Origin of the sequence: Streptosporangium roseum DSM 43021 (assembly GCF_000024865.1) — a bacterium.
Lineage (GTDB): Bacteria > Actinomycetota > Actinomycetes > Streptosporangiales > Streptosporangiaceae > Streptosporangium > Streptosporangium roseum.
Map to the genome: position 1 here is coordinate 2,606,670 of NC_013595.1, position 21,010 is coordinate 2,627,679.

Sequence of the window (21,010 nt, forward strand, 5' to 3'; positions counted from 1 at the left end):
ATGAGCGAATATCAGTACTACGAGTTCCTGGCGGTGGACCGCCCCCTGGACGCCCGTCAGCAGGCCGAGGTCCGTGCGCTGTCCACCCGGGCCCGGATCACCGCCACCGGCTTCACCAACGAATACCACTGGGGCGACTTCGATGGCGATCCGCGCCGGATGATGGAGCGCTACTACGACGCCCATCTGTATCTGGCCAACTGGGGCACGCACCGGGTGATGCTCCGGCTGCCGCGTCTCCTCCTCGACCTGGACGTCGCCGAGCAGTACTGCGTCGGGGACCAGGTGTCGGCATGGGTTTCGGGCGAGCATCTCATCCTCGACCTGACCAGCGAAGACGAGTCGGGCGAATGGGATGAGTACGCGGAGGACTCCCTGTCGGCCATCGTCGGAGTCCGGGCCGAACTCGGCGCCGGCGATCTGCGGCCTCTCTACCTCGCCTGGCTGTCGGCCTTCGGCGGGTGGGAGCGCGTCGAGGACGCCTCCGACTACGTCGACGAGGATGGACGTGAGCCCCCGGTGCCGGCGGGGCTGGGGTCGCTGAGCGCGTCCCAGCGGGCCCTGGCCGACTTCCTCCGCCTCGACGCCGATCTGCTCGCCGTCGCGGCTGAGGCGAGTCCGGCGCCGGCCGTCATGCGGGACGATCCGCGCAGGCCGGCCAGGGGCATCGCGGAGCTGACCGAGACCGAGAAGGACGAACTGCTGCTGCGGGTCGTCCGGGGCCAGGAGGCTCAGATCCGGATGGAGCTGCTGCGCCGGTTCCGGGACGAGTCCAGCGGCGAGGGTGGTGACCTTCCCCGGCGTAGCGTGGCCGAGCTGCTGGACGCCGCGGCGGAGCGTCGTCAGGGACGCGAGCGCCGTGACGCGGCCAGACGCGCCGAGGAAGAGGCCCACCGCGAACGGGAGGGGGCACTGGCCAGGGAGAAGCGGCTGGAAGCGCTGGCCGGGGACGAGGACGGGGCCTGGCTGCGTGTCGACGCGATGATCGGTGCCAGGAAAGCGAGCGAGTACGACGCGGCCGTCGAGCTTCTGAGGGATCTGCGGGCCGTGGCCGAGCGCGCCGGCCGTCTCGGTGACTTCACGCGGCGCTTCACGTTCCTACGCCAGGACCATCTGCGCAAGCCCAGCCTCATCGAGCGGTTCGACCGCGCCCGGCTTGACCATCCGCCCACCGGCTGACCGAACGCCCGGCGTCTTCGGGGGCGGCGAAAGGGAGCCGGCTGACGCGGAACGTGGTCGGCCTCGCCGGGAGAGAACGACGGCGCACCGTCCAATCTCGGCCGCGTCGCCACCGCCGGTCGGCGGTCGGATCGGTCGGCAGATCGCCTCACACGACCTCCTCGAGGCCGGTGGTGCGGTACTGCTCGACCTCCGACCACGCGGACGACATGCCGGCCAGACATCGGTCGAAGACCTCGGAGTGCCGGAGATAGGCGGCACGGTCGGGGCCGGGGCGCACGCACAGGTCGTCTCCGTCGTTCACCGACCAGGGCTGGACGTCGTGGCCGAGAGCTCCTGGCAGCAGAGAGGCGACTCCGCGGGCTCCCAGCTCGCTGGTGAGCTGGCGGCGGACCGGACGTCCCAGAGTGTCGGCGAAGATCTGCGCCCAGACCTCGGACCTGGCGCCTCCGCCGGCCAGGCGCCAGGGGCGGTCCCCGATGTCGGCGCCGCTGGCCAGGACCCGGTCGAGCTGGACCCGGTGGTACTGGGCGACCCCCTCGATGACCGCGCGGGTGAGATGCCCGCGGCGGTGCACGCCGGAGATGCCGAGGAAGGTTCCCGAGGCCGCGGGGTGTTCGGGGGCGCCGTTGACGAAGGGCAGGAACAGCAGGCCGTCCGCTCCCGGCGGCACCGTGGCCGCTTCCTTCAGGAGATCCACCGCGGGGACACCGCCGATCTGGCCGTGCGGCACCGACGCGGATGCCAGCCATTCGAGGTTGGCGGCCGAGGTCGGCGCGACCTCCATGGCCAGCATCGTGGTGGGGTCGGGCATCAACGCGCTCATCGTGATCTCCGGCGCCGGGGTGCGGGCGGGCACCACGACACCGTTGATGGCCCACGTCCCGACGATGATCGTCACATCTCCCAGGTCACGGCCTCCGGCGCCCAGCGTCGCCGCCACGCAGTCCATGCAGCCCGCGATCACCGGGAGCCCCTCGGGGAGTCCGGTGCGCGCCGCGGCTTGGGCGCTCAGCCCGGCGACCACGTCGCTGGACTGCCGCAGCGGGGGGAACCGGTCGAGGTCGGTGGCCGGCAGTCCCACCAGCTCCAGCGCGGTCGCGCTGTAGGCGCGGGTGTCGAGAGCCACCATGCCGAAGGCGCTGGCGTCGCTGTAGTCGGCGCTCGCGACACCGGTGAGCTGCGAGGTGACCCAGTCCTTGCAGGACAGGGCCCACCGGGTGGCCTCGTAGGCCGCCGGCTCGAAGTCGCGCAGCCAGCGCAGGAGCACGCTGGGCTGGGCCGCCCACGGGATGGAACCGGTCTCCCGGGCCAGCCGCCGGGCCGCCTGCGCCGGGATCGTGTCCACGATCCGCTGGGCCCGGCTGTCCGACGACGCGACGGCGGGCCCGACCGGCCGCAGGGAGGCGTCGACCGGATAGAGGCCGTTGCCGTGGGCCGCCACGCCGATGCCGGCCGGCGTGTATCCGTCGGCGGCCAGCTTGCCCGCGAGCTCGCCGAGCAGCGACATCACCGTGTCGGCCAGCCCGAGCATGTCGACGTCGTGACGGTGCGCGGTCACGCTGGTGCGGGGCGTGCGGGCGTGGACGACGCCGAGTTCCCGCCCGTCGACGTCGAAGGCCGCGGCCTTCGAGGCCGTGAGGCCGATGTCGACACCGATGTAGCACGTGGTCGGGGATGTCACGGAGTCCTCCTGTCGCTGCTCCGCTGTGACGCCGAAGCGGTCAGCACCCGTGGCCGGAAGCGCCGCAGCTCGGCTCCGTAGCCGGCCAGTTCGGCGCGGGCCCGCTCGTCGTCCCAGCCGAGGTGACGGACGGCGACGTCGGCGCAGGCGGCCGCCGCCTCCAGGCCCATGTCAGGACCGAGTCCGACCAGCGTACGTCGGAGCAGGATGTCACCCAACGTCACGGCGCCCTCGTCGCGCACCGCCAGGACCACCTCGGCGGCGAGCGCGCCGGACTCCTCGTGGACGACCTCGGCGAGCGAGGCGTCCGTGGCGGCGATCTCAAGAACCCTGCGTGCCCGCACGCCGTAGATGTCGAGCAGCCGGCGCGACTGCGCCCCGGTGAGCGGCGACGAGCGCATGAAGTCCTCGGTGAAGGCCTGCCAGTCGGCGGTGTCGGCGCCCGGCAGCGGCCGCTCGCGGGTGAGGCATCGCCGGGGCGTGCGTCCGAGCACCCGCAGCACCTCGTCGGTGACGTCCTCGGCGAGGGCGCGGTGGGTCGTCAGCTTGCCGCCGATGACCGTGAGCAGCCCCGGGTGGGCCGGGGCGTGGCTGTGGACCGTGTGGCCGCGGCTGATCTTGGCGTTGTCCGAGACCCCGGTGGTGTAGGGGAGGGGCCGGATGCCGGCCACGCTGTACAGCACGTCGGCGGGGGTGAGGCCGGCGCTCGGGAAGATCCGGTTGGTCTCGGCCAGCAGGTAGTCGATCTCGGTGTCGCCGGCGACGACCTCGTCGAGATCGCCGTCGTAGGTCAGGTCGGTGCTGCCCAGCACATAGCGGCCCTCCCAGGGGAAGACGAAGATCGGCCGCTGGTCGGCGGCGGCCTCGAAGAAGATGCAGGTGTCGGGCGCGCCCGGGAACGGGTCGACGACGACGTGGCTGCCCTTCGTGCCGCCGTTGAGGCGCCGGCTGGCCACCTGCCCGTCGAGGATGTCGTCGATCCACGGGCCGGCCGCGTTCACGGTGACGGCGGCACGGATCTCCGTCCGCGCGCCGGACCGGTTGTCCCGGGCCCGCACGCCGGCGACGCGGTCGCCTTCGGTGATCAGCTCCGTGACCGTCGTGTAGGTCAGCACCCGCGCGCCGAACCGCCGGGCGTCGAGGAGGAGCTCGACGCAGAGCCGCTCCGCCCACGGCACCTGCGCGTCGTGGAACAGCGCCGCCCCACGGAGCCCGCTCGTCGACAGGGTGGGCCATCGACGGGCCAGCGAGCGGGCGGAGACGCTGCGGCTCCGCCCGTGCCCCCGGCCTATCGCCATGACGTCGAACGCGGCCAGCCCCAGGCGGATCAGCGCGCCGGGCCTGCTGTTGCCCGCGTAGAAGGGGATGAGCATCGGATAGTCGTGAACGAGGTGCGGGGCGTTGCGGAAAAGGAGGTGCCGCTCGCGGATGGACTCCCTGACGAGCTTGAAGTCGTAGCGTTCGAGGTATTTGAGGCCGCCGTGGATCAGCCGGCTCGACGTGCTCGACGTGCCAGAACCCACGTCGGCGCGGTCGACGACGACGACGCGCAGGCCACGGGCGGCGGCGTCGCGGGCTATGGCGAGCCCGTTGATACCGGCTCCGATGACGGCGAGGTCGACGTCGTCGTCAGGTCCGGTTCGGTGGTGCGACATGGGTGCTCCCGGAGATGACGGGCGCGGGTCCCGGCGATCTCACGCCGGGACCCGCACCCTCGGAGGGGTCAGGATGCTGCGTTGCCGGCCGACCGCTGCCTGAAGAGCTCGTAGGCCTCCTCGGGCTTCGCGTCGTCGTGCACGACCGCGCGGACCGCCGCGAGCATGGCGGCGGGATGCTCGCTCTGGAAGATGTTGCGGCCCATGTCGACGCCGGCGGCACCCTCCTGGATCGAGCGGTAGGCCATCGTCAGGGCGTCGAGCTCGGGCAGCTTCTTGCCGCCCGCGACGATGATCGGCACCGGGCAGCTCGCGGTGACGGTCTCGAAGCCCTGGTCGACGTAGTACGTCTTGACGATGTGCGCGCCCATCTCCGCGGTGATCCGGGTGGCCAGCCGGAAGTACCTGGCGTCGCGCACCATGTCCTTGCCGACGGCCGTGACGCCGAGCACGGCGACGCCGTGCCGCTGGCCGGCGTCCACGAGCGTGGCCAGGTTGGCGACCGACCGCGACTCGTGCTCCCCGCCGACGAACACCTGGATGGCCACGGCGGCGGCGTTGAGCCGTACCGCGTCCTCGATGTCCAGGGCGATGTGCTCGTCAGACAGGTCGCGCAGGATGCTCGGGCCGCCGCTGGCGCGCAGGACGATTCCGGCATCGCTGTGTGAGGGGATGCTCGTGCGCAGCGCGCCCCGGGTCATCATGATGGCGTCGGCGTCGGGCACCAGCGGGGCGATGTTGGCGTCGATGCGCTCGAGCCCGGCCATGGGCCCGAGGAAGTAGCCGTGGTCGAACGCCAGCATGACCGTCCGGCCGGTGTCGGTCCTGAAGATGCGCGACAGGCGGTTCTGCAGGCCCCAGTCCTGGGCGTGGGCGCCCTTGACGTGGAAGCCGCCGGCCACGGGCCCGGTCGCCTCGAAGTTGCGGGCCTCGAGCAGGCCGTCGGTGTCAGCCATGGGTGCTGTCTCCTGTGGTTGTGGTGGTTGCGGCCGCAGGTCGCGGCCGTCTTCTGAAGCGGGAGGGCGTGCCGCCGACGCGGTCGCCCCCACCGGCGAGAAAGAGGACCAGGAGCACGAGACCGCCCTTGAGGAGGTTCTGTGCCGCTGTGCTCCAGCCCACGAGATTGACCAGGCCGTCGAGCAGGATGAAGAAGAGCGCGGCTCCCCAGACGCCGACGGGCACGGCCCGTCCGCCTGAGATGAGCGTCCCGCCGATGACGACGACGGCCACGGAGTCGAGCAGGTAGCGGGTCCCGAGGTCCGCGGAGGGCGCGATGTAGGCGGCCAGCAGGGAGCCGGTCAGGCCGGCCAGCGCGCCGCTCGCCAGGTAGGTCGTCGCGATGATCCGCGCGACGGGGACGCCGGCGCGCTCGGCGGCCCGGCGGTTCTGCCCGACCGCGATCAGCGACCGCCCGTAGATCGTACGGCGCAGCAGCGCGATGACCAGCGCGGTCACGACCGCGACGGCCACGGCGAGGAGCGGTACCCCCGCCGGCCGTACGTTGAGCAGTTGCCGCAGTCCCGCGTCCGGCACGGCGGTGAAGCCGTTGGCCAGCGACAGCGTGACCGATGAGGCGATGAGCCCCGCGGCCAGGGTGGCGATGATCGGCGGAACGGACAGGCCGAGGATCGCCACGGTGCTGATCAGCGCGACGACGACGCCCACGCCGACGCCCGCGAGGACCCCCACGACCGCCGAGCCGGTGGACGCGGTCACCGCGACCGAGACGAACCCGGCGAGGGAGATGATCGGCGCCACGGAGACGTCGATGTTGCCGGGACCGGCGGTGATGACGAGCATCTGCCCGAGCCCCACGACGACCAGGTAGGGAGCCAGGGACAGGGCGAGGGAGACCGTCTGGCCACCCCCCTGACCGGAAATGATCACGATGATCAGCCAGACGAGCACCGCGGCGACGAAGCCCCAGATCCACGGGCGCGCAACGAGCGCACGGATGTTCATCGGAGCACCTTTCCGACCACTACGCGGCCGGCGAGCACGGCCAGGACGATCACGCCTTGAACGGCCGACTGCATGTTGGACGGCACGTCGAGCAGGCTCAGGACCACGCTGACCAGGCCGAGGGTCACGCCGCCGACGGCCACGCCCCAGGGCACGGCGCTGCCGCCGTGGAAGGACCCGCCGCCGAGGATCACCGCCGCCACCGTCATGAGGGTGTAACTGGAGGCCGACGACACGTCCCCGCCGCCGGTCTGGGAGGCCAGGACGAGACCGGACAGCACACCCAGCACGCCCGCGGTGGCGTAGGCGATGGCGCGGGACGCCAGCGGGCGCAGGCCGGCCCGCTCCAGCGCCACCGGGTTGCTGCCCAGGCCGCGCATCCGGACTCCGAGGGTGCTGCGTGCGGTGAGGAGGTAGACCACCGCGGCGACGACGAGGATCGGCAGCAACGGCGCGGGGAAGCCGGCCGGCTGCCACGTGCCGAAGGACGCCAGCCACTCGGGGGTCGTCCCGCCGGGCGTCGGCAGGGCGAACAGGCCCAGGCCCAGCCAGACGAACGACGCGCCGAGGGTGGCGATGAGCGACGGCACCCGGCGGAGGTGGATGAGGACGCCGAGAACGGCGTAGGCCGCGACGAGCGCGAGCAGGATCAGGGCGCCGGTGGCCGGAGACGACACCAGCGTGGTCGCCGAGACCACGGTGACCAGGCCGACGAAGTTGCCGATGCCGAGGTCGATGTCGCCGACCGACATCAGCGTCATCTGGGCCTGGGCCGCGATGACCAGGGGCACGGTCGCCGAGAGGACCAGCGAGAGGCCGGCCACCGTCAGGACGTCCGGCTGAAGCGACGCGCAGACGGCGAACATGATGATCATGGCGACCGCGCTGACCACGGCCGGGGCCGTCCGGCGCATCCGCGCCCGGGTCGGCAGGGCCGGCGCGAGGAGCTCACTCATGGCTCTGCTCTCCGTCGGGTCGGTTCCGTGCTCTGTCGGGCCGGTTCCGCTCTCCGTCGGATCGGTTCCGTGCTCCGTCGGGCCGGTTCCGTGCTCCGTCGGGCTCCGCGGACGGACGGCTCCGCGTGTCGCGGGACTCGGCGGGCGGACCGCTCCGCGCTCCGTCGGATTCGGCGAACGAGACGGCGATGATCTGCTCCTCGGAGATCTCCTCGCCGGCGAGCTCGGCGACCACCCGCCCGGCGCGGAAGACGTAGACCCGGTCGCAGTGGGCCATCTCGGCGTTCTCGCTCGAATACCAGACGACGCTCCGGCCCTGCGCCGCCTCCTGGCGGATGAGCTGGTAGAGGTCGGTCTTGGTGTGCACGTCGACCCCTCGGAAGGGGTCGTCGAGCAGCACGAGGTCGGCCGTGGAGGCGAACGCGCGGGCGACGATGACCTTCTGCTGGTTGCCGCCGCTGAGTTCGGTCATCGCCGCGTCCGGGCCGCCCCGGATCGACAGGCGCTCGACCCAGTTCCGTACGGCCGCGCGCTCCTCGGCGGGGCGGCGCAGACCATGGCGGGCGATGCCCCGCATCGCGGTCACGATGAGGTTCTCCGCCACCGTCCACAGCGGCAGGACCCCGGAGCGCTGCCGGTCGCCCGGCACGTACGCCCGGCTGCCGTGCACCCTGGTGTCGCGCCGGGCCGGTCGCCACAGGCGTTCGAGCACCTCCTGCTGGCCCTGGCCCGCCAGGCCGGCCAGGCCCACGACCTCTCCCGCGCCGACCCGTACGGAGACGTCGTGCAGTCCGGAGCCGGTGGCCCCGCGCAGCTCCGCCATCACCGGGCGGTCGGCGGGCTCGCCCGCGGGGGCCGCGGCCGGCTCGCTCCCGGCCCGGTCGGCGACCTGAGCCCCCATGAGGGTCAGCACGTCGTGCTCGCCGAGCCCGGCGGCGGGCCGGTCGGCGATGACGGCCCCGTCGCGCAGCACGGCGACGCGGTCGGCCACCGAGAGGATCTCGCGGATGCGGTGCGAGATGAGCAGGACGGCGACGCCGCCGGCGGTGAGGCCGCGGACGTAGTCGTACAGCGAGCGCGCCGCGTCCGGGCCGAGGGACTCGGTGGGCTCGTCGAGGATCAGCAGATCGAGCCGGTCGACCAGGCCGGCACGGGCGATCTCGACCATCTGGCGCTGGGCCAGTGACAGGTCCTCGACCCTGTCGCCGGGTGCCACCCCGTGGCCGGGAAACATCTCGCCGAGCCGGCGCCGTACCGCGTCGCTGGCCGCGCGCCGCCACCCCAGTCGCGGCAGGCAGTGGCGCGAGGACACCCAGATGTTCTCCGCGACCGTGAGGTCGGGGCAGAGCGACGTCTCCTGGTAGGCCATCCGCACCCCGCGAAACTCCGCGGCCCGTGGTCCGGCCTCACCGGAGGTCTCCCGCCCGCGCACCGTGACCGTGCCCTCGTCACAGGCTTCGAGCCCGGCGAGGACGCGCATGAGGGTGCTCTTGCCGGCGCCGTTGTGGCCGACGAGGCCGAGCACCTCTCCGGCGCGGACCTCGAGGTCCACACCGGCGAGGGCCCGGGTGCGCCCGTACGTCTTGGCCACGTGTCTCGCGACGACGACGGGCTGCCGATCGGACGATCCCCGGTCCGCCCCCCGCGGGGCCGCGAACGGCTCCGCGGGAAGGTTGTGGACGTGCATGACGCGACCTCCTCCGTGCCTTCCCCGCTCAGCCGGCGGCTGTCGGGATCGGCGGCTGCACCGGCTTGCCGCCGGTCTGGACGGCCTTCACCTGCTCGCGGAACAGCTCACGCGTCCAGGGCCAGGCGGCGTACTCGTCGGGCTTGAGCACGCCGGCCCACGCGTCGCGGTCCTTCTGCTCGACGAGGACGATCGGGAAGGTCATGTGCTTGGGCACGTCGCGCTTCTCCAGCAGGTCGAGCGCCTGCCAGAGCGCGGCGACCGACTGGCCCGGGTCGGACATGACGGCCACCGAGCCGTTGTCGATCTTGTTGTCCTTCCAGTAGTTCAGCGCGCGGCCGTTGGTCTCGAAGGTCACCGCGGGAACGGGCTTGCCCGCCGTGGCGAAGGCCTGGGCGACGCCGTAGCCGTCGCCGCAGCCGATGACCCCGTCGACCTTCGACACGCTCGAAAGCACGCCGAGCACGGCCTTCTGCGCGGTGGCGCCGTCGCACATCCCGTTCACCGTCGCGGCGGTCTTCACGCCGGGGTACTCGCCGAGGATCTTCTTGGTGGTGTCGAACATCTCGGACTCGGGCTGCGAGCCGACGACGCCCCGGCTGACGATGACGTTGCCCTTGCCGCCGATGCCTTCCAGCAGCGGCTTGGCGGCGTAGGTGGCCCAGTCGACGAAGCTGTTCTGCAGCACGTAAGCGCACTCGGAGTCGATCGCGGAGTCGAAGACCACGACGGTGACGCCGGCGGCACAGGCCTGCTGGATGACGGGCTTGAGCGCGGTGGGCGAGGACGGGTCGATGAGCAGGGCGTCCGGCTTCTGGAGCAGGAGGCTCTTGATCTGGGCGACCTGCTCCGTCGCCGAGTTGTCGCCCGGCGCGTTGACGACCTTGTACTTGCTGATCAGGCCGTCGGTCTGGGCCTGCTTGGCGGCGTCCTCGAACTTGGCGATCATCGTCTGCCGCCAGCCGTTGCCGATGAAGCCGTTGCTCAGGGCGATGAACGGCTTGTCGCCGTCCGGCTTCGCGTCGGGGGTGGCGGCGGAGCTACAGCCCGCGGCCAGGACCGCGAGGGCGGCCAGCGATGCCACGGAGGCCGTGCGCCAAGGCCGGAGTGTGGGACGGGTACGCATCGTGGTCTCCAGAGAGAGCAGGTCCGCCGGAGCGGTGGAATCGAGGCCGCGACCTCATCGCTCAGGGGGAGCGCGGCCGTGCAGTCATTACAGACCTGTAATGACAAGCAAACTAAGACGACGTTACGAGCATGTCAAGAGTCACTTTTTTTGCTGATCTTTCCGGTGGGTGGTGGATAATCGTCACGACGGGCGCGATAACCTGTCATTACAGGTCTGAGGGCGTGGCATGCTTTTCTGGATGCTGCCGCCAAGGAGGTTTCCGTGACGATGACGTATCCGCGCCTCAACCGGGACGGGGCCGAACCGCTGTGGATGCAGCTGATGCGGGCGTTGCGAACGAAGATCGACGACGGTGAGCTCGGCCCGGATCAGCCGCTGCCGTCCGAGGCGGAGCTCAGCGACATGTTCAGCGTCTCCCGCACCGTCGTCAGGGAGGCCCTGCGCGAGCTCGTGCAGCAGCGCCTGATCTACAAGGTCAAAGGACGCGGTGCCTTCGTCTCGCCGCGCAAGACCGAGCTGCGCTTCATCGGCTCGATGTCCGGCTCCGCCGACGACCTGCGGGAGTCGGGCCGTCGCGTGACGACCCAGACCATCCGCCAGACCCTCGGCGAGGCGGACGAGCGGGAGGCCGCCCTGCTGCAGATCCCCCTGGGGGAGCAGGTCGTCAGGATACGGAGGCTCCGGCGCGTCGACGGGCAGCCGTGGCTGCTCGTCGACACCGCCCTGCCCGCCCGCCTGGTGCCCGGCCTGGAGCGCGCCGTACTGGAGAACCAGTCGCTGTACGACGTGCTGCGGCGGCGGTACGGGATCGAACCCGCCGCCGCCGATCGGTGGATCGAGGCGGTCTTCCCCGACCGGGAGGACGCCTCGATGCTCGAAGTCTCCACCTCGACGCCGCTGCTCGGCATCGAATCGGTCGCGTGGCTGGACGACAACACGCGCTTCGAGGCCTACTACGCCCTCCACCGCAGCGACCAGACCCGGTTCTACGTCGGCATCCGCTGACCGCCTCCCGGCGGCGCGCCCACCCGGAAAACCGCCGGGTCCAGCGTTCTGCACGTTCGGCACCGGAACAGGAGAGCCCGGCCGCCGTCGTCGGCGGCCGGGCCCTCTGCCCGTGACTCCCGGTGATCAGGCCGTCATGGCGACCAGGATCCGGCGGGCGCCGGTGAACGGCTCACGGCCGTGGGCGCACAGCATGTTGTTGATGATCATCAGGTCGCCCCGGCGCCAGGGGAACCCGTAGGAGGCCTCGTCGTAGGCGGCCTTGACCGCGGCGAGGTCGGCCGGGTCGATCGGGGTGCCGTCGGCCAGGTACGCGTTGCGGGGCAGGTCGGCCTCGTCGTACAGCGACAGCAGGGCCTCGCGGACCTCCTCGTCCAGGCTGGTGACGTGGAACAGGTTCGCCTGGTTGAACCAGACCTGCTCCCCGGTGAGCGGCTCGGTCTGGTGGGAGGGCCGGTGGTGCCTGGTGCGCAGGCCGTCCTCGGTCCACTCGAACGTCTGCCCGTGCCGCGCGCAGTACTCCTCGACCGCCGCGGGGTCGTCGGTCTGGAAGGACTCCTGCCAGGACAGGCCGAGCCCCTCCCGGAACGCCCTGGCGTACACGACGCCGTCGGCGAACCTGTCCCGCACCTCCTGGGGGACCAGGCGGAACACCGCGCGGCTGTTGGCGATCGGGGTGGCCCCGCCCGTGGCCGCGGCGGTGTCGCAGTAGAAGAACAGGTGACCCGGCCAGCTGTCCGAGTAGGAGTTCTCGTTGTGCATCGGCAGCGGCTGGTCGGCCGGGTACTCGGTGGAGGTGTAGATCGACTCGGTGACGGACGTGCGGGGGGTGGAGCGTTCGGTGTAGCGCAGCGGGTCACCGCCGACGACCCGGACGATCCGGTCGAACAGGTCTAGGTCGGCCGGCAGGTCGCGGAGCAGCACCGCGCCGTGCTCGGCCAGGGCGGCCCGCAGGCTGTCGCGGTGGGCCGCCACCCAGTCGAGATGGTCGGTCATGTCCGGCCCGAGACCGTACACCACGATCGTGGTGTGGTCGTTGCCGTCGAGCTGTCCGGTCACCGGCCCGAGCTGGGCCAGTTCCTCGGGAATGACACCCGTCATGATGCGGTCGTTCCTTTCAGGCGGCGTTGCCGTTCCTGCATGCCGATGAGGTCGTCGGGGAGCGAGTCGGGCACCTCGGTGTCGAAGCGCCGCAGCAGCCGGATGGTGGACGCGCCGATGGTGATCGCGGCCATCATCAGCGCGAAGACGACGTAGGTGAGGCCCACGCCGCGACCGTCCCCGGTGCCGATGATCGCGCCGACCGAGCCGGCGAGCGCGCCGTCCGGCTGCAGCAGGGGGTTGAACAGGGAAGTGGCCAGGGGCGCCAGTACGGCGAACCCGAGCGGCAGGGTGGACCACGAGATGGCCTGGTTGAGTGCGAGCACCCGGCCGTGGAAGCGCTGCGGCACCTTGACCTGGATCAGCGTCACGTAGATGCCCTGGGAGACCGTCATCGCCATCGCCATGCAGAAGACGCCGGTCGTGACCACGACCAGGGACGGCTGCAGGCCCATCACCAGGCATCCGGCGGCCATCCCCAGGTTGCCCAGGAACACGCCGATCATCCGGCGCTTCCTGGGACCGCCCCAGAGCGCCATGATCACTCCGCCGGCCACCGCGCCCAGGGCCTCGGCCACCGCGACCTGGGCGACCTGGTCGACCGTGCCGAAGGAGAGCGTGAGCGGGACGGTCAGCACCAGGGCCGGGCCCAGGAAGATGTTGGCGACGGCGAAGTAGATGACCATGGCCCGGAACCCGCGCAGGTTCCAGGAGAACCGCAGCCCCTCCGCGATCGCGGTGACCAGCGGCTCCTTGCGGCGGAAGCCGAGCGTGTCGGGGAAGCGGACGACCAGCAGCACCACGAGGGCGAACAGGTAGCTCGCCATGTCGATGGCGATGATGCCGGGCAGGCCGATCGCGACGTACAGCCCGGCGCCCAGCAGGGGGGCGAACAGCATCGCGAACCCGTTGGTGAGCTGGGTGAGGCCCACCGCGTGTCCCAGGTAGCGCTTGGGCACCAGCTGCGGCACCGCGGTCTGGAAGGCCAGCCGCTGGTAGGTGCCCGCCATCGAGTTGAGTGGCAGCAGCAGGTAGATGACCCACAGGTCCAGCCGTCCGGTCCACAGCAGCAGCGCGATGAGGAGCTGGATCGCGCCCGAGATGCCGCTCGCGGTGATCATGACGCGCCGCCGGTCGAACCGGTCGATGAGCGGTCCGGCGATGGGCAGCATCGCCACCCCGGCGATCAGCGTCAGCGCCCACAGCAGGCCGAGGTCGGTCACCGACCCCGTCCGGTCGAACAGCCACACCGGGATGGCGAACCCGGTCAGCGCCGACCCGGTCGCCGAGACGAGCTGCCCGATCGCGACGCTGAGGAACCTGGAGTTGCTCGGCTCCACCACGGGCGGTCCCGCGGCCTGTCCGGGCTCGGCCGGGTAGTGCGTGTCGTGCAGCGCCCACGCCGCGTCGGGGCCCCGCTCGGCGACGCCGTACTCGGCGGTCTCGCGCCGGGCCATCGCCGGGTGGACGCCCGTGACGATCTCGGCCAGCTCCTCGGCGCGGTGCTTGAGGAAGAAGTGGCCGGCCTGGTCGAGCACCACCAGCCCGGTGGTGTCGGTGAGGAACTCCCACTCCCGGTACCGCTCGGTGTGGTAGTCGGTGACCGGGTCCTCGGAGCCGACCACCGAGATGATCGGAGCGGACATCGGCTCCGGCCGCCGGTCGAGCAGCTCGGTGAAGTACTCCTCGGCGGCCCGGGAGTCGGCCCGCATGTTGCCGATGATCCGGTCGGCCTGCTCCGGGTCGAGCGCGTCGGTGTCGACGCCCATCCCCTTCAGCCAGTTGGCGGACTCGCGGTTGCTGCGCAGCTTCTCCAGGCGGGTGCGGACCGCGCCGATGACGCCCTTGAGCCGGGCGAACGGGAACATGGCGCCGATGTAGATCGCGTCCACGTCCCGGCCGGCCTCGGTCAGCTTCCGGGCCACGCCGACCGCGATGGCGCTGCCGACGCCGCAGTGCCCGTAGAGGACCAGCGGGCCGTCCACCCGTTCCCGGACCTCCGTCACGATCCGGTCGACCAGCTCGTGGAAGGGGAGCCCCTCCTCGGTCAGGCCCACGTCGTGGCCGGGGATGGCCACCGAGTACAGCGCGTGCCCGGCGGGGAGGGCGTCGGCGAGCGGCTGGTAGACGATCGCGCTGCCGCCGCCGTACGGGACGCAGACGTAGGACAGGGTGCGCTTGCCGGTCGTCTTCGGGGTCAGCTCGTACAGCAGCGGCTGCGGCCCGGTCACCGCGTCGGCGCCGGCGTCGATGAAGACGGCCAGCTCGCGGATGGTGCGGTTCTGGAACAGGTCCATGACACCGACCGGACGTCCCGAGCCGTCGGACGCCTTGCGGATCCGGGCCACCACCTGGGTGGCGAGCAGGGAGTGGCCGCCCGAGTCGAAGAAGTCGTCGTGGACGCCGATCTGCTCCAGGCCGAGGATCTCGGTCCAGATCTCGGCCAGCATCCGTTCCGTGGGGGTCTCCGGCTCGACCAGCTCGGCGGTGGCGTCCCGGGTCGCCTGCGGGGCCGGCAGCGCCGCGCGGTCCAGCTTGCCGTTGGGGGACAGCGGCAGCGTGTCCAGCGTGACGAACGCCGTCGGCACCATGTAGTCGGGCAGGCCCTGCTTCAGCGCGAGCCGCAGCTCGGTGACGTCGACGTCCGTCCCGGCGGGGGTCGTCAGGTAGGCGACCAGCCGCTTGTCACCCGGGCTGTCCTCGCGGACCACCACCACCGCCTCGGTGACGTCCTCGCGGTCCCGCAGCGCCGTCTCGATCTCGCCGAGCTCGATGCGCAGGCCGCGCAGCTTCACCTGGTGGTCGATGCGGCCGAGGAACTCCAGGTTCCCGTCGCGGCGCCAGCGCGCCAGGTCGCCGGTGCGGTACAGCCGGGCGCCCAGGTCGCTGCCGAACGGGTCGGGGACGAACCGCTCGGCGGTGAGCGCCGGGCGGCGGTGGTAGCCCCTGGCCACCCCGACCCCGCCGATGTGCAGCTCGCCGGGCACGCCGATCGGGGTGGGGCTGCCGTGCCTGTCGAGCACGTAGAGCCGCATGTTCGCGATCGGGGCGCCGATCGGCAGGGTGACCGCCCCGGCGACGGCCTCGGGGGTGCAGTGCCAGGAGGTGACGTCGATGGCGGCCTCGGTGGGACCGTACAGGTTGTGCAGCTCGCAGCCCGGCAGCACCGTCGTGAACGTGGCCGCCGTGGCCACGGGGAGCTCCTCGCCGCTGCAGATCACCCGGCGCAGTCCCGTGCAGTCCCCCGCGGCCTTCTCGTCGTCGGCGAGGAAGACCGCCAGCATCGAGGGGACGAAGTGGGCGGTGGTCACGTTCTCGCTGATCAGCAGGTCGCGCAGGTACGCCGCGTCCTTGTGCCCGCCCGGCTTGGCGAGCACCAGCCGCGCTCCGGTGAGCAGCGGCCAGAAGAACTCCCACACCGACACGTCGAAGCCGGCGGGGGTCTTCTGCAGCACGACGTCGTCGTCACCCAGCCGGTAGGTCCGCTGCATCCACTGCAGCCGGTTCACGATGCCGCGGTGGGTGTTGGGCACGCCCTTGGGGCGGCCGGTGGACCCCGAGGTGTAGATGACGTAGGCGGCGTTGCCGGAGGTGACCGGCGGATGGGGATCGTCGGTGGACCGGCCCGCCCACTCGCCGGACTCGTCCAGGTCCAGGATGGTCGCGTCGGTTGCCGGGACGCTCGCCCTCAGGTGCCCCTGGGTCAGCACCACGGGGGCGCCGGCGTCGTTGATCATGAAAGCCAGCCGGTCGGCCGGATACTCCGGGTCGAGCGGCAGGTAGGCCGCTCCCGCCTTGAGCACGCCCAGCAGCGCCACCACGAGCTCGGCCGAGCGCTCGGCGTAGACGCCGACCAGGGTCTCCGGCCCCACTCCCAGCTCGCCCAGCCGGTGCGCCACCCGGTTGGCCCGCTCGTTCAGCTCGGCGTAGGTGAGGTGACTGCCCTCGAATGTCACCGCGACCGCGCCGGGGGTCCGGGCGGCCTGATCCTCGATCAGGCCGTGCAGCGTCGCCCCCTCGTCCAGCGTGGCGGCGGTGTCGTTCCACACGTCCACCAGCAGCGTCTGCTCGGCGGCATCCAGCATCGGGAGCTCGGACACGCGGGTGGCCGGAGCGGCGACGATCGCCCGCAGCAGGGTGACGAAGCGGGTCGCCATGCTCGCCACGGTCGCCTCGTCGAACAGCGCCGTGTTGTAGACGAACTTGACGATCAGCCCGTCCGGTATCTCGATGACGTGCAGCTCGATGTCGAAGCGGGTGGCCCGCAGGTCCATCGGCAACCACGCGATGCGCAGGTCCGAGCTTCCCGCGTCCGCGATCCTGCCCATCTGGTAGTTCTGCAGCGCGAACATCGCCTGGAACACCGGTGACCGGCTGACGTCGCGGGGCACGCCGAGCGCGTTGACCAGCTGCTCGAAGGGGACCTCCGCGTGGTCGAAGGCGTCGAGCACGCCGACCCGGGTGCGTTCGAGCAGCTCGTCGAAGGTGGGGTCGTCGCCGAGCTGCGCGCGCATCGGCAGCATGTTGACGAACATGCCGACCACGTTCTCCAGCTCCGCCAGCGACCGGCCGGCCGAGGAGGAACCGACCGCGAAGTCGTCCTGGCCGGAGTGCCGCGCCAGCAGCACCTGGTAGGCGGCGAGCAGCGTCATGAACAGCGTCGCGTTGCGTTCCCTGCAGAGCCGGTTGACCGCATCGGTGAGCTCGGCGTCGACGTCGACGATGTGCCAGTCGCCGTCGAAGACCTGGGTGGCGGGCCGCGGCCGGTCGGCGGGCAGCTCCAGGGCCGGCACGCCGGCGAGCCGCTCGCTCCAGAACGTCAGCTGGCGGTCCAGCTCGGGACCGGTCTGGGTCTGCCGCTGCCAGTGCGCGAAGTCGCCGTAGGAGATCGGCAGGCCGGGGAGCGCGGCCTGTTCGCCGGCCCGCAGGGAGTGGTAGGCCGAGGCGAGGTCCCGCAGCAGCAGGTCCACCGACCACCCGTCGCCGACGATGTGGTGGGTGCTGACCAGCAGCCGGTGGTCGTCGTCGGCCAGCCTGATCAGCAGGGCGCGGAGCAGCGGCCCCTCGGCGAGGTCGAACGGCTCGGTGGCCACCTCGTCGATCAGCACCTGGGCCGCGGACTCGTCGTCGGCCGTCACGAAGCGCAGCGGCACCGCGACGGCGGGCTCGACCTGGACGGTCGGCCGGCCGTCGGAGTCGGCGGGAAACCGCATCCGCAGCGCTTCGTGCCGGACCGGGAGCGTCTGCAGGGCCTGGTCCAGCAGTTCGAGGTCGACCTCGCCGGTCAGGCGCATCGGGATCGGGATGTTGTACTGGCTCGTGCCCGGAGCGAACTGCTCCATGAACCAGACCCGCTCCTGCTGGTAGGACAGGGGCGGGGCGGTCCCCTCGGGGCGGGGCTTCACGGTGGCGGTGGCCCGCCGGCGCAGCCGCTGCTCCAGCAGCGCCCGGCGGGCCGCGGACGGGCCGGGGGCCGGTAAGGGGGGCTGCGGGGTGGTCTCTGGGGTGGTCGTCATAGCCGGCCGTCACCTTCCGCTGTGAGTAGCCGCTCGACATCCTCATCGCTGAGCTGGTCGAGGTCTTCGTTGAGCCGCCGTTCGATTTCAGCCGCGAGGTCGGCGACGGTGGCGTAGGAGAAAAGTCCGCGGACCGGGATGTCCACCTCGATCTGGCCGCGAATCCTGGCGATGGCCCGGATCGCCAGCAGGGAGTTGCCGCCGAGTTCGAAGAAGTCGTCCTCGGCGCCGACCTTCTCCACCCCCAGCAGCTCGGCGAACACCTCCGCCACCAGCTCCTCCGCGGCGGTGCGGGGCGCGACGTACCGGCGGTCCGGCGCCGCCGACGGCGCGGGGAGCGCGGCGTGGTCGAGCTTGCCGTTGGCGGTCAGGGGCAGGGAGTCGAGGGTGACGTAGCCGGACGGGATCATGTGGGCCGGCAGGGTGGCGGCGAGCGCGTCGCCGACCGCCGTGAGGTCCGCCTCGCCGACCAGGTAGGCGACGAGCCGCCTGCCGTCGGAGGTGTCCTCGCGGACGCTGACGGCGGCGTCGCGGACGCCGGGCTGCGCCCGCAGGGCCGTCTCGATCTCGCCGGGTTCGATGCGGTAGCCGTGGAGCTTGATCTGGTCGTCCGCGCGGCCGACGAACTCCAGGCTCCCGTCGGCGCGCCGGCGCGCCAGGTCGCCGGTGCGGTACATCCGCCCGCCGGGGGGCCCGTAGGGGCACGGCACGTAGGCGGCGGCGGTGGCGCCCGGCCGGTTCAGGTAACCGCGGGTCACCTGGGGGCCGGCGACGTAGAGCTCGCCGACGACACCGGCGGGCGCCGGCCGCAGCCCGCCGTCCAGCACGTAGGCGGTGTTGCCGGGGGCCGGACGGCCGATCCCGACCGCGCCCGCCTGGTCGACGGGCAGCGCCTCGCCGGGCGCCACGTGGGCCGCGACGCAGCCGACGGTGGCCTCGGTGGGACCGTACTCGTTGACGACCGTGACGCCGGGATGCCGCTCCCGCCAGGCGGTGACCCAGTCGGCGGGCAGCGCCTCGCCGCCCAGCACCAGGTCGGCGCTGGGGGCGGCGTGGTCGGGCAGCGCCGCCAGCAGCGCCAGGTGGCTGGGGGTGGCCTTGAGGAACGTCGGCCGGTCTCCAGCCGCGACGCCGTCGTCGAGGGCGGCGAACCGCACCGCGCCGCCGACGGTCAGCGGCCCGAACAGGCCGGTCACGGTCAGATCGAAGGAGATCGGCGAGTGCAGCAGCGCCTGTCCGGCCAGGCCGGGGTAGGCGGTGCCGGCCCACGCCAGGTAGGCGGCCACCGAGCCGTGCTCGACCACGACGCCCTTGGGGGTGCCGGTCGAGCCCGAGGTGTAGATGACGTACGCGACGTTCTCCGGCGCGGCCTCCCGGGAGGAGCCGGCGGCCGGCTGCCCGGTCCACTCGCCGGGGTCGTCGACGGCGAGCACGGTCGCGCCGGCGGCCGGCAGGGCGCCCGCCAGGTGCCGCTGGGTGAGCACCACCGAGGCGGCGGAGTCGGCGAGCATGTACGCCACCCGCTCCGCCGGGTAGCCGGGATCCACCGGCACGTAACCCGCTCCGGCCTTCCACACGCCCAGCAGGGCGGGCAGCAGCTCCAGGCACGGCTCGGCGTACACCGCGACCAGCGACTCGGGGCCGGCGCCCGACCGCCGCAGCCGGTCCGCCACCCGTCCGGCGGCCTCCTCCAGCTCCGCGTAGGTCAGCCGCCGGTCACCGACGATCACGGCGGTCGCGTCCGGGGTGCGCGCGGCCTGTGCCTCCACCATGCGGCACACCGTGGCGTGCTCGCGCGGCGGCTCCTGCGCGGCCGCCTCCAGCAGCGACGCGCGCTCGTCCTCGTCCATCAGCGGCAGGTCGCCGATCCGGGTCTCCGGGTCGGCCGCGCCCGCGGCCAGGACGCGCAGGTAGCGGGCGACGAACGTCTCCGCGGTGCCCCGGTCGAACAGGTCGGTGCGGTACAGCAGCCGGCTGGTGCCGGTGGTCAGGTCGAACGCCAGGTCGTCCTTCGAGGTGCTGTAGGGGATCGGCTCGATGCCGGAGTCGGGGATGTAGTTGAAGCCGATCTGGTAGAGCGGCTGCACCCCCGGATCCCGCTGCGGCGCGATCGCCTCCACGACCGCCTGGAACGGGATCTGGCCGTTCTCCATGGCGTCGAGCAGGGTGGCGCGGACCCGGCCGAGCAGCTCGGCGAAGGCCGGGTCGCCCGAGGTGTCCGTCCGCACCACCATCTGGTTGATGAACATGCCGACCAGTCCGGCGACCTCCGGCAGGTCCCGGCCGCTCATGGTCACCCCGACGACGGTGTCGTCGTCGCGGGACAGCCGGGACAGCAGCGCGACGTAGGCTGTCAGGAACACCATGAACGGCGTCGCGGCCGAGCGGCGTCCCACCGCGGCGGCCTGCTCCTGCAGTTCCTCCGGGATCGTGAAGCGGACCTCGTCGCCGGCGTAGCCGAGCTGGGCGGGCCGCGGCCGGTCGGTGGGGAGGGTGTGTACGGCGGGCAGCCCCGCCAGCCGGGACCGCCAGTAGCCCGTCTGCTCGGCCAGGGCCTGGCCGGTGAGCTGGCCGCGCTGCCAGGCCGCGTAGTCGGCGTACTGGATGGGCAGCTCCGGCAGGGCGGCGGGCCGGCCGGCCGCCGAGGCGGCGCACAGCTCGGTCAACTCCGTCGTGAGGATGACGGCCGAGGTGGCGTCGAACACGGCGTGGTGGACCACGAAGCCGACCACCCAGCGCGCGTCGCCGGTCCGGGTCACCGTGGCCCGCCACAGCGGGGCACGGTCGGTGGGGACCGCGGCCCTGGCGGCGGCCAGGGCGTGGTCGTACATCCGGGTCCGGCGCTCCTCGGCGGAGAGCGACCGCAGGTCGTGCACCTGCACGTCGAGGTCCACCTCGGCGTGCACCACCTGGCGGAGGGCGCCGTCGACGATCCTGAAGGAGGTGCGGAGCACCTCGTGCCGGTCGACGACGGTCTTCAGCGCCGCGACGACCTCATCGGCCTCGATCGGGTGCAGGATCTCCAGCGAGCACGGCAGGTTGAACACCGGCGAGCCGGGATCCAGCTGGTCGGCCAGCCAGATGCGTTCCTGGCCGAAGGAGGCGGGAGCCTCCCATTCCCTGGCGGTCATCCCCG

General features: G+C 72.2%; 12 protein-coding genes. 2 read left to right on the top strand and 10 right to left on the bottom strand.

From position 1 onward, the window contains the following. Entirely contained in the window at positions 1 to 1,179 is a 1,179-nt protein-coding gene (locus tag SROS_RS11685) for a hypothetical protein (protein ID WP_012889133.1), read from the top strand. 148 nt (positions 1,180 to 1,327) lie between these two features. Here the strand turns inward: SROS_RS11685 and SROS_RS11690 are convergent, their stop codons facing one another. The 7 genes from SROS_RS11690 to SROS_RS11720 all read right to left on the bottom strand — a co-directional run bounded on the left by SROS_RS11690 (position 1,328) and on the right by SROS_RS11720 (position 10,249). Continuing rightward, entirely contained in the window at positions 1,328 to 2,863 is a 1,536-nt protein-coding gene (locus SROS_RS11690; protein ID WP_012889134.1) for an FGGY-family carbohydrate kinase, read from the bottom strand. Further along, on the bottom strand, positions 2,860 to 4,518 hold the full coding sequence (locus SROS_RS11695) for a glycerol-3-phosphate dehydrogenase/oxidase (RefSeq protein ID WP_012889135.1): 1,659 nt from the start codon (positions 4,516 to 4,518) through the stop codon (positions 2,860 to 2,862). Before SROS_RS11695 ends, SROS_RS11690 begins: the two co-directional genes overlap by 4 nt. 68 nt (positions 4,519 to 4,586) lie before the next feature. Then, a complete protein-coding gene (lsrF, locus tag SROS_RS11700) occupies positions 4,587 to 5,474 on the bottom strand; it encodes a 3-hydroxy-5-phosphonooxypentane-2,4-dione thiolase (RefSeq protein ID WP_012889136.1) in 888 nt (295 codons plus the stop codon). Then, a complete protein-coding gene (locus SROS_RS11705; protein ID WP_012889137.1) occupies positions 5,467 to 6,480 on the bottom strand; it encodes an ABC transporter permease in 1,014 nt (337 codons plus the stop codon). Before SROS_RS11705 ends, lsrF begins: the two co-directional genes overlap by 8 nt. Next, positions 6,477 to 7,436: an ABC transporter permease gene (locus tag SROS_RS11710; protein ID WP_012889138.1), complete on the bottom strand. Its 960-nt coding sequence runs from the start codon at positions 7,434 to 7,436 to the stop codon at positions 6,477 to 6,479. Before SROS_RS11710 ends, SROS_RS11705 begins: the two co-directional genes overlap by 4 nt. Next, positions 7,429 to 9,123: a sugar ABC transporter ATP-binding protein gene (locus tag SROS_RS11715; RefSeq protein ID WP_012889139.1), complete on the bottom strand. Its 1,695-nt coding sequence runs from the start codon at positions 9,121 to 9,123 to the stop codon at positions 7,429 to 7,431. Before SROS_RS11715 ends, SROS_RS11710 begins: the two co-directional genes overlap by 8 nt. A 28-nt stretch (positions 9,124 to 9,151) precedes the next feature. Next, positions 9,152 to 10,249 (bottom strand): ABC transporter substrate-binding protein, encoded by a 1,098-nt coding sequence (locus SROS_RS11720; RefSeq protein WP_012889140.1) that lies wholly within the window; start codon positions 10,247 to 10,249, stop codon positions 9,152 to 9,154. A 270-nt stretch (positions 10,250 to 10,519) separates the two neighbouring features. Between SROS_RS11720 and SROS_RS11725 the strand changes: the two genes are divergently transcribed. After that, complete coding sequence (locus tag SROS_RS11725; protein WP_043655341.1) at positions 10,520 to 11,257, top strand: GntR family transcriptional regulator; 738 nt, start codon at positions 10,520 to 10,522, stop codon at positions 11,255 to 11,257. A 126-nt stretch (positions 11,258 to 11,383) separates the two neighbouring features. Here SROS_RS11725 and SROS_RS11730 read toward each other — a convergent pair whose 3' ends face one another. The 3 genes from SROS_RS11730 to SROS_RS11740 are packed head-to-tail and all read right to left on the bottom strand — an operon-like array spanning position 11,384 to position 21,005. Then, positions 11,384 to 12,358, bottom strand: a complete 975-nt coding sequence (locus SROS_RS11730; RefSeq protein ID WP_012889142.1) for a TauD/TfdA family dioxygenase — start codon at positions 12,356 to 12,358, stop codon at positions 11,384 to 11,386. Continuing rightward, complete coding sequence (locus tag SROS_RS11735; RefSeq protein ID WP_012889143.1) at positions 12,355 to 17,874, bottom strand: non-ribosomal peptide synthetase/MFS transporter; 5,520 nt, start codon at positions 17,872 to 17,874, stop codon at positions 12,355 to 12,357. The genes SROS_RS11730 and SROS_RS11735 overlap by 4 nt, the downstream gene beginning before the upstream one ends. After that, a complete protein-coding gene (locus SROS_RS11740; protein WP_012889144.1) occupies positions 17,871 to 21,005 on the bottom strand; it encodes a non-ribosomal peptide synthetase in 3,135 nt (1,044 codons plus the stop codon). Before SROS_RS11740 ends, SROS_RS11735 begins: the two co-directional genes overlap by 4 nt. Positions 21,006 to 21,010 lie beyond the last annotated feature (5 nt).